The 14,187-nt window shown below is 67.6% G+C and carries 13 protein-coding genes; 12 read left to right on the forward strand and 1 reads right to left on the reverse strand.

The window, feature by feature from the left end; all coding sequences use genetic code 11:
* The first annotated feature begins 307 nt into the window (after positions 1-307).
* From sucB to MLGJGCBP_RS27300, 5 genes are all read left to right on the forward strand, one after another.
* Complete coding sequence (gene sucB, locus MLGJGCBP_RS27280) at positions 308-2,044, forward strand: 2-oxoglutarate dehydrogenase, E2 component, dihydrolipoamide succinyltransferase (protein WP_087556196.1); 1,737 nt, start codon at positions 308-310, stop codon at positions 2,042-2,044.
* Between the two features lie 92 nt (positions 2,045-2,136).
* Positions 2,137-3,027 (forward strand): TIGR01777 family oxidoreductase, encoded by an 891-nt coding sequence (locus tag MLGJGCBP_RS27285; protein ID WP_160099387.1) that lies wholly within the window; start codon positions 2,137-2,139, stop codon positions 3,025-3,027.
* 48 nt (positions 3,028-3,075) lie between these two features.
* Positions 3,076-3,852, forward strand: coding sequence for a lipoyl(octanoyl) transferase LipB (gene lipB, locus MLGJGCBP_RS27290; RefSeq protein ID WP_160099389.1), 777 nt, complete (start codon positions 3,076-3,078; stop codon positions 3,850-3,852).
* A gap of 52 nt (positions 3,853-3,904) precedes the next feature.
* Positions 3,905-4,915 carry a lipoyl synthase gene (gene lipA, locus MLGJGCBP_RS27295; RefSeq protein ID WP_160099391.1) on the forward strand — a complete coding sequence of 337 codons (1,011 nt, stop codon included), beginning with the start codon at positions 3,905-3,907 and terminating at the stop codon, positions 4,913-4,915.
* A gap of 73 nt (positions 4,916-4,988) precedes the next feature.
* A complete protein-coding gene (locus MLGJGCBP_RS27300; RefSeq protein ID WP_012688122.1) occupies positions 4,989-5,747 on the forward strand; it encodes a DUF4191 domain-containing protein in 759 nt (252 codons plus the stop codon).
* Positions 5,748-5,831: 84 nt separating this feature from the next.
* On the opposite strand, the gene MLGJGCBP_RS27305 is transcribed toward MLGJGCBP_RS27300, so the two are convergent.
* Complete coding sequence (locus MLGJGCBP_RS27305) at positions 5,832-6,308, reverse strand: RDD family protein (protein WP_087562181.1); 477 nt, start codon at positions 6,306-6,308, stop codon at positions 5,832-5,834.
* A 211-nt stretch (positions 6,309-6,519) separates the two neighbouring features.
* On the opposite strand from MLGJGCBP_RS27305, the gene glnA reads away from it, so the two are divergent.
* The 7 genes from glnA (at position 6,520) to MLGJGCBP_RS27340 (ending at position 14,186) form a co-directional block, all read left to right on the forward strand.
* Positions 6,520-7,956, forward strand: coding sequence for a type I glutamate--ammonia ligase (gene glnA, locus MLGJGCBP_RS27310; RefSeq protein WP_005247755.1), 1,437 nt, complete (start codon positions 6,520-6,522; stop codon positions 7,954-7,956).
* Positions 7,957-8,223: 267 nt separating this feature from the next.
* Positions 8,224-9,477, forward strand: a complete 1,254-nt coding sequence (locus MLGJGCBP_RS27315) for a multidrug effflux MFS transporter (RefSeq protein ID WP_160099393.1) — start codon at positions 8,224-8,226, stop codon at positions 9,475-9,477.
* Positions 9,478-9,483: 6 nt separating this feature from the next.
* Entirely contained in the window at positions 9,484-10,464 is a 981-nt protein-coding gene (locus tag MLGJGCBP_RS27320) for an antibiotic biosynthesis monooxygenase (RefSeq protein ID WP_160099395.1), read from the forward strand.
* Between the two features lie 99 nt (positions 10,465-10,563).
* Complete coding sequence (locus tag MLGJGCBP_RS27325) at positions 10,564-11,214, forward strand: ABC transporter permease (protein ID WP_087562178.1); 651 nt, start codon at positions 10,564-10,566, stop codon at positions 11,212-11,214.
* Positions 11,207-12,433: an ABC transporter ATP-binding protein gene (locus MLGJGCBP_RS27330; RefSeq protein ID WP_160099397.1), complete on the forward strand. Its 1,227-nt coding sequence runs from the start codon at positions 11,207-11,209 to the stop codon at positions 12,431-12,433. The genes MLGJGCBP_RS27325 and MLGJGCBP_RS27330 overlap by 8 nt, the downstream gene beginning before the upstream one ends.
* Positions 12,430-13,203, forward strand: a complete 774-nt coding sequence (locus tag MLGJGCBP_RS27335) for an ABC transporter permease (RefSeq protein WP_087562176.1) — start codon at positions 12,430-12,432, stop codon at positions 13,201-13,203. Before MLGJGCBP_RS27330 ends, MLGJGCBP_RS27335 begins: the two co-directional genes overlap by 4 nt.
* The gene (locus tag MLGJGCBP_RS27340; protein ID WP_160099399.1) at positions 13,203-14,186 is read left to right on the forward strand and encodes a glycine betaine ABC transporter substrate-binding protein; all 984 of its coding nucleotides are present in this window, start codon (positions 13,203-13,205) and stop codon (positions 14,184-14,186) included. Before MLGJGCBP_RS27335 ends, MLGJGCBP_RS27340 begins: the two co-directional genes overlap by 1 nt.
* Position 14,187: the final 1 nt, after the last annotated feature.

The raw sequence follows: 14,187 nt of genomic DNA on the forward strand, positions 1-14,187 counted from the left end.
TGCGCGGGGCGGTGCCCGCGATGTCCTCCAAGTTTGCCAGCGAACATCCGGTTTCCGCCGCGACCGCAAACTACCGGCCAGTAGGGATTTCGATGCGACACACCGGAGTGACCGGGGGGTCCCCCTCGACGGACGCGCCCGTCGGATCAATGGAAAGATGTGGAGCGCCGACACAGCGAGTGGGTGACGACGAATCGGAATTACCTGCAAGTAGACGCAAGACACGTGCATCTTGAGCACAATGGTTCACGACCACAAGTCGACAAAATTCAACAACCCGAACACAACTGTCGAGGAGTCAAAAGACATGGCCTTCTCCGTCCAGATGCCAGCGCTTGGTGAGAGTGTCACCGAGGGAACTGTCACGCGGTGGCTCAAGCAGGAAGGAGACACGGTCGAAGTTGACGAACCCTTGCTCGAAGTCTCCACGGACAAGGTGGACACGGAAATCCCGTCTCCCGTGGCCGGCGTTCTCAGCAAGATCGTTGCTCAGGAAGACGACACCGTCGAAATCGGTGGCGAGCTTGCCGTGATCGGCGACGCCGGTGAGGCTCCCGCCTCCGACTCCGCTCCCGCACCCGCCGCCGAAGAGCCCGCCGCAGAGCCGGCTCCCGCCGCGGAGGCACCGGCCGCAGAGCCCGCGCCCGCAGCGTCCGGCGGCGGTTCCGCCGAGGGCACCGCGGTGAACATGCCCGAACTGGGCGAGTCCGTCACCGAGGGCACCGTCACCCGCTGGCTCAAGGCCGTCGGCGACGAGGTCGCCGTGGACGAGCCGCTCGTCGAGGTGTCCACCGACAAGGTCGACACGGAGATCCCGTCGCCCGTCGCCGGCACGCTCCTCGAGATCAGCGCGGAGGAAGACGACACCGTCGCCGTCGGCGGTCAGCTCGCCGTCATCGGTTCCGGTGCGCCCGCCGCCAAGCCGGAACCGAAGCCCGAGCCCACCCCCGAGCCCGCGAAGCCCGCTCCGGCCCCGGAACCGGCGAAGCCCGCACCCGCCCAGAGCGCTCCGGCTCCGGCCGCCGCACCGGCGGCATCCGCGCCGGCTCCCGCCGCCGCTGCACCCGCACCCGCGGCCACGTCCGGGGACAGCACCCCGTACGTCACCCCGCTGGTGCGCAAGCTCGCCGCGGACAACGGCGTCGACCTGTCCTCGGTGACGGGCACCGGAGTCGGTGGCCGCATCCGTAAGCAGGATGTTCTCGCTGCCGCCGAGGCCAAGAAGGCACCGGCCGCCGCTGCCGCGCCTGCGGCCGCACGGCCCGCTGCCGCTGCTGCTCCCGCAGCCGCCTCCGCCGGGGTCCGCCCCGAACTGGCGCACCTGCGCGGAACCACGCAGAAGGCCAACCGAATTCGCCAGATCACGGCCACGAAGACCCGGGAGTCGCTGCAGAGCACGGCGCAGCTCACCCAGACCTTCGAGATCGACGTCACCAGGATCGCGGCCCTGCGCGCGCAGGCCAAGAACACCTTCCTTGAGCGCGAGGGCGTCAAGCTCACGTTCCTCCCGTTCTTCGCGAAGGCCGTCGTCGAGGCGCTGAAGTCGCACCCGAACATCAACGCCAGCTACGACGAGGCGAACAAGCAGATCACCTACTACGACGCCGAGCACCTGGGCATCGCGGTCGACACCGACCAGGGCCTGCTGTCCCCCGTGATCCACAACGCCGGCGACCTGTCGCTGGCCGGACTGGCCCGCGCCATCGCGGACATCGCCAAGCGCGCCCGCTCCGGTGGACTCAAGCCGGACGAGCTGTCCGGTGGCACGTTCACGATCACGAACATCGGCAGCCAAGGCGCCCTGTTCGACACCCCGATCCTCGTGCCCCCGCAGGCCGCGATGCTCGGAACCGGTGCGATCGTCAAGCGTCCCGTGGTCGTGACCGACGAGTCCGGCAGTGAGAGCATCGGCGTCCGCTCGATGTGCTACCTGCCGCTCACGTACGATCACCGCCTCGTCGACGGTGCCGACGCCGGCCGCTTCCTGACGACGATCAAGCAGCGTCTGGAGCAGGGCGCCTTCGAGGCCGATCTCGGCCTCTGATCCGTCGCCGGACTTCGAGCCGAACGTAGTTTCGCAGGGGCACCATTTCCAGCAGGAATGGTGCCCCTGCGCTGTGAAGGAGGCTGTTGCACATGCGCGTGGTCGTCGCCGGATCCTCCGGGCTGATTGGCACCGCTCTCGTCTCGTCCCTCCGCGGCGACGGTCACGACGTCGTCCGCCTGGTCCGCCGGTCGGCGGCGGGTCCCGACGAGTCGCGCTGGGATCCGCAGAAGGACCGGCTCGACACCGGGATCCTCGTGGACGCCGACGCAGTCGTGAATCTGTGCGGCGTCGGGATCGGCGACAAACGCTGGACCGGCGCGTACAAGCAACTGATCCGGGACAGCCGGATCGCCGCCACCGACGTCCTGGCCGAGGCGGTCGCCGAGGCCGGGGTGCCCGTGTTCGTGAATGCGAGCGCGGTCGGCTACTACGGCGACACCGGCGACCACGTGGTCGACGAGACCTCGCCGTCCGGGACGGGTTTCCTCGCGGACACCTGCCGTGACTGGGAGGCGGCGACGGCCCCCGCCGACGACTCGAAGGTCCGGACGGTGCGGCTGCGCAGCGGCATCGTCCTGTCCCCCCACGGCGGCCTGCTCGGCCGGCTGAAGACGCTGTACTCGTTCGGGCTCGGCGGCCGGCTCGGCAACGGCCGCCAGTACCTGTCGTGGATCTCGTTGGAGGACGAGGTCGATGCGATCAAATTCGTGCTCTCCCGCGACGACGTGGCCGGCCCTGTGAACGTCACCGGTCCGGCGCCCGTCACCAATGCGCAATTCAACGGCGCGGTCGCCCGGACGATGCACCGCCCCGCCCCGTGGATCGTGCCCGGGTTCGCGCTCAGCGCGCTGGTGGGCGAGTTCGCGCAGGAGGGCATCCTGGCCGGGCAGCGCGCGATCCCGACGGTGCTCGAGAACGCGGGATTCCGGTTCCGGCACAACACCATCGGAGAAGCGCTCGACGCCGCCCTCGTCCGGTGAACCCGGCTCGTGGCGGCACGGCCACCGCCCCGGCGTAACCTCTAGCGCATGAGCAGCGCGACACAATCCGCCCGTTTCAGCCCCTCCCCGATCGCCGTCGAACACCTCGGCACGATCGGGTACGTCGACGCCTGGGACCGACAGCGCGAGCTGGCGGCCGAACGCGCCGAGAACGTGGGCACCGACACGCTGCTCCTGCTCGAACACCCCGCCGTCTACACCGCGGGACGCCGCACCGAACCGGAGGACCGTCCCACCGACGGCACTCCCGTCATCGACGTCGACCGCGGCGGGAAGATCACCTGGCACGGCCCGGGACAGCTGGTGGGGTATCCGATCGTCAAGCTGGCGGAACCGGTCGACGTCGTGCGGTACGTCCGCAGGCTCGAGCAGGCGCTGATCTCCGTGTGCACCGACCTCGGCATCGTCTGCGGCCGGGTGGACGGCCGCTCCGGCGTGTGGCTGCCCGCCTCCCTCGACAACGGGCAGTGGCTGCCCGAGCGGAAGGTCGCGGCGATCGGGGTGCGGGTGCAGCGCGGTGTCGCTCTGCACGGCTTCTCGCTCAACTGCAATTCCGTCCTGACGGGCTTCGACGCGATCATCCCGTGCGGCATCCGAGACGCCGGGGTGACGTCGCTGTCGCGCGAACTGGGCCGCGACGTCACGGTCGAGGAGGTCACTCCGGCCGTCACCGCCGCTGTCGTGGCCGCGCTGGACGGCACCCTCCCGGTGACCGACCACGACATCGAACGGGTCACGTTCGACTCCGCGACGGCCGAGAAGGCGTCCGCCGCCCCCACCTTCACTACTGTTCAGTACGGTTGACGACCGCTCCCCGGCCCGTCGTGCGCGCCGGGCCGGGCGTAGCATCGTTCGCGTGACTGTGGCCCCAGAAGGACGCAAATTGCTCCGCCTCGAGATCCGAAACGCGGAGACTCCGATCGAACGCAAACCGAACTGGATCAAGACGAGAGCAAAGATGGGCCCGGAATACTCCGAGCTCAAGGGCCTCGTCAAACGCGAGGGTTTGCACACCGTCTGCGAAGAAGCCGGCTGCCCCAACATCTACGAATGCTGGGAAGACCGCGAGGCGACGTTCCTCATCGGCGGCGAACAATGCACCCGCCGCTGCGACTTCTGCCAGATCGACACCGGCAAACCCACGGACCTCGACCGTGACGAACCCCGCCGCGTCGCCGAATCCGTCCAGGCGATGGGACTGCGGTACTCCACCATCACCGGCGTCGCCCGCGACGACCTCCCCGACGGCGGCGCCTGGCTCTACGCCGAGACGGTCCGCCAGATCCACCAGCTCAACCCCGGCACCGGCGTCGAGAACCTCATCCCCGATTTCAACGGCAAGCCGGACCTGCTCGCCGAGGTCTTCGACTCCCGCCCCGAGGTCCTCGCCCACAACCTCGAGACCGTGCCCCGCATCTTCAAGCGGATCCGCCCCGCGTTCCGCTACGAACGCTCCCTCGGCGTCATCACCGCCGCCCGCGACTTCGGGCTGGTCACCAAATCCAACCTGATCCTCGGCATGGGCGAAACCCCCGACGAGGTCCACCAGGCGATGCTCGACCTGCACGCCGCCGGCTGCGACATCCTCACCATCACCCAGTACCTGCGACCCTCCCCCCGGCACCACCCCGTCGAGCGGTGGGTCAAGCCCGAAGAGTTCGTCGAACACTCCCAGGCCGCCGAAGAGATGGGATTCGCCGGCGTCATGGCCGGACCGCTCGTGCGCTCGTCGTACCGCGCCGGCCGCCTCTACGCACAGGCGATGGCCCACCACGGGCGCGAATTGCCTGCTGGACAGGCACATCTCACCGAAGGCGGTGACGCCTCGCAGGAGGCGAGTTCCCTCATGGCGCGCCTCGCCCGCTGACCGCGGCGCGTGCGCGGTGATCGACACCGGACGGGTCATCACCGCGCACGGCCAGGGACGTATCCTGAGAAGCATGGCGAACGGCAGTAAATCCGGTAAAGCGGGCAAACCCAGTAAAGAAGCAAAGGCGGCCGCCAAGGCAGCCCGCAGGCAGGCGTCGAAGGAACGCAGAACCCAGCTCTGGCAGGCGTTCCAGATGCAGCGCAAGGAAGACAAGCTGCTGTTGCCGCTCATGCTCGGCACACTCGTCGGACTCGCAGTGGTGTTCTTTCTCGTCGGTCTTATCTGGGGCCTGCAGTGGTTCCTCCTCCCGATCGGCCTCCTCCTCGGCGTTCTCGGTGCATTCATCATCTTCGGCCGGCGCGTGCAGAAGACGGTGTACGGCAAGGCCGAGGGCCAGGCCGGTGCGGCCGCGTGGGCGCTCGACAACATGCAGGGCTCCTGGCGCGTGACCAGCGCGGTCGCAGGCACCACGCAGCTCGACGCCGTTCACCGCGTGATCGGACGCCCCGGCGTCATCCTGGTCGCCGAGGGATCACCGCAGCGCGTGAAGTCGCTGCTGGCCCAGGAGAAGAAGAAGACGGCGCGCCTCGTCGGCGACACCCCGATCTACGACATCGTCATCGGCAACGACGAGGGCCAGGTCCCGCTGTCGCAGCTGCAGAAGCACCTGAACAAGCTCCCCAAGAACATCGACACCAAACGGATGGACGCCATCGAGTCGCGACTCGCCGCGCTCAGCAGCCGCGGTGGCGGCGCCGCACTGCCCAAGGGGCCGATGCCCGGCGGCGCGAAGATGCGCGGCGTGCAGCGCACCATCCGTCGCCGCTAGAAGCCGGTCGCCTTTTCACCTGGTCCGCGTCACACCTACTCCGCCCGATGTCGAAGCCGACATCGGGCGGAAGACGTTCTGGGGTCAGCGCGTGCGAATCAGTGCGGTGCCGGTGGCGCGGTCCTGCATGCCGCGACCGTCGATGTCCGTGATGGTGCCGGGCACTACGAACACGAGCAGCGCCTGACGCACCAGGGCCCGCACGAAGCCGACGCGGGCAGGTCCGTCCACCCGGGCCACCTGCATGCCGAGGAACAGTTGCCCCGGCGTGAAGGAGAACAGACTCACCGTGACGACACCGACGACGAACCAGACCAGCAGTGTGATCGTGGAGAACGGGCCGTCGAAGAAGTTGTCGCCGATGATCAGAGCGGCGACGCCCGCCGACGTCACCCAGTCGATCATCAGCGCGGCGAGACGGCGTCCCGTGCTCGCGAGTGAACCGGGTCCTTCCGCCTGCAACCCGAGGCGCTCGCCCCGGAAGGACTGCGTCGTCTCGTCGGCACCGTTCGGCAGTGCAGCCGAAGGTCCGGAGAGCCAAGAACCGGTGATACGTGCCATGCTGTCCAGGATAGGCGTCGTCTCTCCGCGGACCTCACACCGGAGCTTGGGGCTGTGTGCGCAGTCACAGCCGGTGCAAAAGCCCAGGACGATTCGACGTGTAACACGGGCGAAACAAAAGGTTGACCGGCGGGCAACACCAAGTCCATACCGTCGGCTCGACGAATTTCGCCAATATCCACTTGGCTGAAGCGACTTAAGGAGCACAAGCGTGGCGTTCACCACGGCCGAAGAGGTCATCAAGTTCATCAAGGACGAGAACGTCGAGTACGTCGACATCCGGTTCAGCGACCTGCCGGGCGTGCAGCAGCACTTCTCGATCCCCGCGTCCGCGTTCAACCAGGACGTGTTCGAGGACGGCCTCGCGTTCGACGGTTCGTCCGTCCGCGGCTTCCAGTCGATCCACGAGTCCGACATGATGCTCCTCCCCGACGTCGCCACCGCCCAGATCGACCCCTTCCGCGCCGCCAAGACGCTGAACATCAACTTCTTCGTGCACGACCCGTTCACGCGCGAGTCCTACAGCCGCGACCCGCGTAACGTCGCGCGCAAGGCCGAGGAATACCTGAAGTCGACAGGCATCGCCGACACCGCCTTCTTCGGCGCCGAGGCCGAGTTCTACATCTTCGACTCGGTCCGCTACGACTCCGGCATCAACGGCGCGTTCTACGAACTCGACTCCATCTCGGGTTCCTGGAACACCGGCAACGACGTGAACGCCGACGGCAGCCCCAACCTGGGCTACAAGGTCCGCCCCAAGGGTGGATACTTCCCCGTCGCTCCCTACGACCACTACGTCGACCTGCGCGACGAGATCTCCACCAACCTGCAGAACGCAGGCTTCGAGCTCGAGCGCGGCCACCACGAGGTGGGCACCGGCGGCCAGCAGGAGATCAACTACAAGTTCAACACGCTGCTCGCAGCGGCTGACGACCTGCAGCTGTTCAAGTACATCGTGAAGAACACCGCATGGCAGCACGGCAAGTCGGCCACCTTCATGCCGAAGCCGCTGTTCGGCGACAACGGTTCGGGCATGCACGTCCACCAGTCGCTGTGGAAGGACGGCAAGCCGCTGTTCCACGACGAGGCCGGCTACGCGGGCCTGTCCGACATGGCACGTCACTACATCGGCGGCATCCTGCACCACGCACCGTCGCTGCTGGCGTTCACCAACCCGACGATCAACTCGTACCACCGCCTGGTGCCGGGCTACGAAGCCCCCATCAACCTGGTGTACAGCCAGCGCAACCGCTCGGCGGCCGTGCGTATCCCGATCACCGGCAACAACCCGAAGGCCAAGCGCCTCGAATTCCGCGCCCCCGACTCCTCGGGTAACCCCTACCTGAACTTCGCGGCGCAGATGATGGCCGGCCTCGACGGCATCAAGAACAAGATCGAGCCGCAGGCTCCCGTCGACAAGGACCTCTACGAGCTCCCGCCGGAGGAGGCCCGCAACATCCCGCAGGCTCCCACCAGCCTGTCGGCCGTCATCGACCGCCTCGAGGCCGATCACGACTACCTCACCGAGGGTGGCGTGTTCACGTCCGACCTGATCGAGACGTGGATCTCGCTCAAGCGTGAGCAGGAGATCGCTCCGGTCAACCTGCGTCCGCACCCCTACGAGTTCCAGCTGTACTACGACGTGTAAGTCGTGATGCCCGCCGAAATGCGGGCCGGTACTTCCTGACGAGCCCATCCGTGGCGCCGGCTGTGTGCAGCCGGTGACATGGGTGGGCTCGTCGTGCTTCCCAGGCCCCCGCTGCGGGCGCACCCGGAACCCGCACGGCGTGGCAGTCCGCGGTCGTATGATCCAGGGAACCGACCGCACGGACCGTTGCGGAACGTTCACGTGAAGGCTTGCGGGAAACTTGCTCCGTTCTCCATCCCCCATGGGTCGAGAAGCAGGTGGTGCGAGATGTCAGTGCCCACGACGCCGACCGGCGTCCCGGTGCCGCGCCGTGTCGTGGTCATCCTGCTGCTGGTGATTCCGCTCAGCCAGATCCCGCTCGACATCTACACCCCGGCGCTGCCGCAGATGGTGATCGACCTGGACGCCTCCGCGGCCGTCGTCCAGAACACGGTGACGGCGTACATGCTGGGCATGAGTCTGGCGTTCATCCCGGTCGGACTGATCGCGGATGCGGTGGGCCGCAAACGAACTCTGCTGACCTGCCTGGCGATCCTCGTCGTCACCAGTGTGGGATGCGCACTCGTGCAGAACATCACGGTCCTGCTCGGACTGAGATTCGTGCAGGGTGTCGGCGGGTGTGCGTGCCTCGTCCTCGCGTATGCGATCGCCGCCGACTGCTACCGCGGCGCCAAGCTCACGTCCGTGTCCGGTCTCCTCGGGGCCGCATGGGGGCTGGCCCCGGTTCTCGCGCCCGCCGTGGGCGGTCTGCTCGTGCAGTTCATCTCGTGGCGCGTGGTGTTCGGGCTGATCGCGCTGCTGGCGGCGCTCGCCGTTCCCCTCGTGGTCGTGGGACTGCCGGAGACGCTTCCGAAGGAATCGCGGTCACCGGTCGACGCCACCGCCGCGGCGCGGGTGCTGCGGGCCGCGCTGCGCCACCGCATCTTTGTGGGCTTCGTCCTCGTGTTCGGGCTGATGGCGTCCGCCCAGATGGTGTTCGGCGTCGTCGCGCCCTTCCTGTACCAGGAGATCCTCGGCTTCTCCCCCGCCGCCTACGGTGCGGTGGCGCTCGTGGTGGGCGGCGCCAACCTTCTCGGCGAACTCGCCTGCAGCGCACTCGCCGTCCGGATCGGCACCCGCCGCCTCGCCTTCGGCGCGTGGTGGGTGTTCGTGCTCGGCGCGCTGGTACTGGCCGTCACGGCCGGGATGTCCGTCGTCACCGCGCCGGCCATCACGATCGGCGCCTGCCTCGCACTCGCCGGATGCGGGGTGCTCTGCCCGCAGATGTACGGGTTGGCGCTCGGGCTGTTCACCCGGAATCTCGGGCTGATCGGCGGCGTCGTCACCGCCGCCTGCTATCTCGTCGTCAGCGCGGCGATGGCAGTCGCGGGCGTTCTGCCGGAGAACAGCCAGGCACCGCTCGGCTGGCTCTACCTCGTTCTCGGCGCCGGCGCCGGAATTCTGCTCCTGCTCACCACATCCGCCCGGCGGTCCGACGATTCCCCCGCCGAGGAGCCCGCACCACGAACCGACCGGAGGTGATCTCACGTGCCGCACCCGAGTCAGCACAGCCCCGCCGCATCCCCGGTGTCGGTGATCTTTCAACGCCGGATCGACGACGCCAGCTACGCCGAGTACTCGCAGTGGCAGAAACGCGCGGCGGACGCCCTCGCGACGGTTCCCGGTTTCATCGATCAGGACATCGTGCCGCCGTCGCCCCCCGTGCAGGACGACTGGGTGGACGTGCTGCGGTTCACCACCCTCGAGGACGCCCGGGCGTGGCTCGACAGCGACCTGCGCACGGAACTGGTCGCGGAGATCAAGCACGCCTTCATCGGCAACGAGGACGTCCACTTGCTCACCGGCGAGCAGACCCGGGAGCAGTCGGCGACGTCGGTCGTCATCTCCTGCCACGTCGACCCCGCGGACGAGTCGGCGTTCATGGACTGGCAGCGGAAGATCTCCGCCACCGAGGCAGGGTTCCGGGGCTTCCGGGGGCACAAGGTCGAGAGGCCGGTGCAGGGAATCACCGAGGACTGGACGATCGTGCTCAGCTTCGACACCGAGGACAACCTGGGGTCGTGGATGGATTCCCCGGAGCGGGCCGCCCTCCTCGAGGAGGGCGAGAAGTTCAACAAGAATCTCCGGATCCGCAAAGCGAGCTACGGTTTCGACTTCTGGTTCCGCGGCACGGGCGGCGACGAACCGCCTCCGGTACCTGTCGCCCGCAGCAACCTTCTGGCGCTGCTCGTGCTGTACCCGCTGGTCGTGATCTGGGGTCATTTCTTCAGTGCGCCGTTCATCGAGGCGCACGGCGTGCCGATCGCCGTCGCCCTGTTCATCGGGAACCTGGTCACCACCCAGATCCTCGGGTGGTGGGCGGTTCCAGCCGCGTTCAAGGCGTTCGGGTGGTGGATGGACCCGGCGATCCCGGCCCGCCGGCGGAACCTGGGCTACGCCGTCATGGTCGTGCTGTTCGCGATCTCCATCGGCGTGTGCACCCTGCTGTTCATGATCCCCACGACCTGAGTCGAGTTTCCCGATTCACCTGCGCGATGTCCGGGTACGTAGCACTGTGAAGGACCGAGGTCTGTTTTCACATCTGGAGAAAGGTGTGCGCGGTTGGACATGCAGCAACTGTGGGACTTCGTCTCCGCCAGGAAACAGCAACTCCTCACCGACTCGCTCCTGCACGTCAGTGCCGTCGTGCAGTCGGTGATCATCGCCACGATCGTCGCGGTGGCGATCGGGATCCTGGTGTACCGGAGCCCGGCCGGGTCCGCGATCGCGACCGCCCTGGCAGGCACGATCCTCACCATCCCGTCGTTCGCCCTGCTCGGTCTGCTCATCCCGATCCTGGGGCTCGGTGTGGCCCCCACCGTGACCGCCCTGGTGCTGTACGCGCTGCTGCCGATCATCCGGAACACCATCCTCGGACTCGCGTCCGTCGACCCTGCCGTCACCGATGCCGCCCGCGGTGTGGGGATGAGCCGCACGACGGTGCTGAGCAGAATCGAACTGCCCCTCGCGTGGCCGTCGATCCTGACGGGCATGCGGGTGAGCACGCAGATGCTGATGGGCATCCTCGCGATCGCCGCCTACGCCAAGGGCCCCGGGCTCGGCAACCTCATCTTCTCGGGACTGTCCCGCGTCGGCAGCCCGACAGCGATACCGCAGGCCCTCACGGGGACCGTGCTCATCGTGATCCTCGCCCTCCTACTCGACGGCGTCCTCGCCGTCGTCGGCCGACTCACCACCTCCAGGGGGATCCGTGACTGATCTCGATACACCTCACACCAACGGCAGCGCGGTCTCGGGCGTGGACATCGTCCTCGAAGACGTCGTGAAGAGCTATCCCGGGCAGGAAAAGGCGGCGGTCGACAACGTGTCGATGCGCATCCCCGCAGGGGAGATCGTGGTCCTCGTCGGCCCGTCCGGCTGCGGGAAGACCACCACGATGCGGATGATCAACCGGCTCATCGAACCGACGTCGGGAAAGATCACGATCGGCGGCAAGGACGCCCTGTCCATCGACCCCGACAAACTGCGACGCGGTATCGGCTATTCGATTCAGCAGGCCGGGCTGTTCCCGCACCTGACCATCGCCAAGAACGTCGGCACCGTCCCCGGGCTGATCGGCTGGGACAAGAAGAAGATCGCCGACCGCACCGACGAGATGCTCGACCTCGTCGGACTCGAACCGGGCCTCTACCGCGAGCGCTACCCCCGCCAGTTGTCGGGCGGTCAGCAACAGCGCGTCGGAGTGGCGCGGGCGCTGGCCGCCGATCCGCCGGTGCTGCTGATGGACGAGCCGTTCGGCGCGGTCGACCCGATCACGCGCGGGCTGCTGCAGGACGAGTTGATGCGGTTGCAGTCCGATCTCGGCAAGACGATCGTGTTCGTGACGCACGATTTCAACGAGGCCGTCAAGCTGGGTGATCGCATCGCGGTGCTGGGCAACCAGTCGCACATCATGCAGTACGACACTCCGGAGGCGATCCTCGCCCATCCCGCCAACGACATGGTTGCCGGGTTCATCGGCGCCGACGCATCGCTGAAGCAGTTGACCCTCACCCGGGTGGCGGAGGTCGACCTCCTCGATTGCCCGACCGCGTACGAGGACGGCTCGGTGGACGATCTGCGGGCGGCGATCGCCCCCCGCAAGATAAAGTGGGGCGTCCTGCTGGATGCGCGGGATCGCCCGGTCCGCTGGGTGTCGCTGCGGCATCTGGAGACCGCCACCTCCCTGCGCGACATCGGCGACCCGATCGAAGAGGTCGTGTCCACCCAGTCGACGCTGCAGGACGCCCTCGAGGCGCTACTCGCGGAAAGCAGCGCGTCGACGATCGTCACGGGACGGAAGGGCGAGTTCCACGGCCTGATCACGATCGACACGCTGGTAGCGCACCTGTCGGCGATGCGTGAGGAGCATGCGCACGAAGACGAGGCCGGCGAACCGGAGCAGGACGGGGCGAGTGAGGGCGAGACACCGTCATGACGGCCGCCGTCACCACGAAGCCCACCGCCCCGGCCGCCCGGCGGTCGGAGCGGGCCCGCCTATTGGTCCAGCCGATCCTCGTCCTTTTCCTGGTGGTGGGTGTCCTCGGCTGGGCGTTCAGCCGAGACCTGACCGCCACGCAGAAGGGCAGTCTCAATGCCGCGAACATCGCGACGCTGACGTGGCAGCACGTGCTGATCACCGTGGTCGTGGTGGTGATCGTCGTCATCGTCGCCGTCCCGCTGGGGATCCTGCTCACCCGGCCCGGGTACACCAAATTCGCACCGATCTTCATCGGAATCGCCAATATCGGGCAGGCCGCACCGGCCATCGGACTGCTCGTGCTGCTGTTTCTCGCGACAGGGACCACCGGGTTCTGGATCGGGGTGCTCCCCATCGCGTTCTACTCACTCCTGCCCGTGCTGCGGAACACGATCCTCGGTCTGCAGGAGGTCAATCCCGCGGTCATCGACGCCGGGCGGGGGCAGGGCATGACGGCCGGTCTCGTGCTGCGCAAGGTCGAGTTCCCGCTCGCCGTCCCGTACATCCTCGCGGGACTGCGCACGTCCCTGGTCCTCGCGGTGGGCACCGCGACGCTCAGTTTCCTCGTCAGCGCAGGCGGTCTCGGCATCCTCATCGACACCGGATACAAGCTGCGCGACAACGTGACTCTGGTCGTCGGTGCCGTGCTCGCGGTCGCGCTGGCGCTGCTCGTCGACTGGTGCGGCGCCCTGGCCGAGGAGTTCCTCGGCCCGAAGGGGCTGCGCTGATGAACTTCCTGCGGAAGGCGATCGCCGCGACGGCCGTGACGTTCTGCGGGGTCCTCACAGTGTCCTGTGGCCTCGAATCCGGAGGCGCCCTGCCGTTGTCGGTGGAACCGGGCAGCATCCAGCCCGTCCCCGAACTCGAGGGCGTCCCGATCACCGTCGGGTCCAAGGACTTCACCGAGCAGGTCACCCTCGGGTACATCATCGAGTTCGCGCTCAGCGCCGCAGGAGCCGACGTGCGCGACCTCACCAACATCCAGGGGTCCAACAGCACGCGGGACGCCCAGCTGGACGGTCAGATCGACGTCACCTACGAGTACACCGGGACGGGGTGGATCAACTACCTCGGCAACGAGATTCCGATTCCCGACCCGACCGCGCAGTTCGAGGCGGTCCGCGACCAGGACCTCGAACGCAACGGCATGGTCTGGGTGGATCCGGCCCCGATGAACAACACGTACGCGCTCGCGATGAGCAGGCAGACCGCCGAGGAGACCGGGATCACCACGCTGTCGGAGTACGCGGACCTGGTCAACCGCGACCCCGCCGCGGCGACGACGTGCGTGGAGACCGAGTTCAACGTCCGCCAGGACGGGTTCCCGGGTATGGCCGCGAAGTACGGCTTCGATCCGGCCCGCGCGAACCGCCAGATCCTGCAGACCGGCATCATCTATCAGGCCACCGCGGACGGAACGCAGTGCAAGTTCGGTGAGGTGTTCACGACGGACGGCCGGATCATCGCGCTCGATCTGGTGCTGCTGGAGGACGATCGCCAGTTCTTCCCGAAGTACAACCCGGCGATCACGATGCGCAAGGATTTCGCCGAGGCGCACCCGCAGGTAGCGGACGTGATGGCCCCGATCTCCGCGGCCCTGACCAACGAGGAGATCACCGAACTGAACCGGCGGGTCGACGTGGAGGGCGAGGAACCGGCGGACGTGGCCCGGGACTGGCTGGTGCAGAAGGGATTCGTCACGCTCCCGTGAC

It is taken from the genome of Rhodococcus sp. T7, from assembly GCF_009872365.1.
Taxonomy (GTDB): domain Bacteria; phylum Actinomycetota; class Actinomycetes; order Mycobacteriales; family Mycobacteriaceae; genus Rhodococcus_F.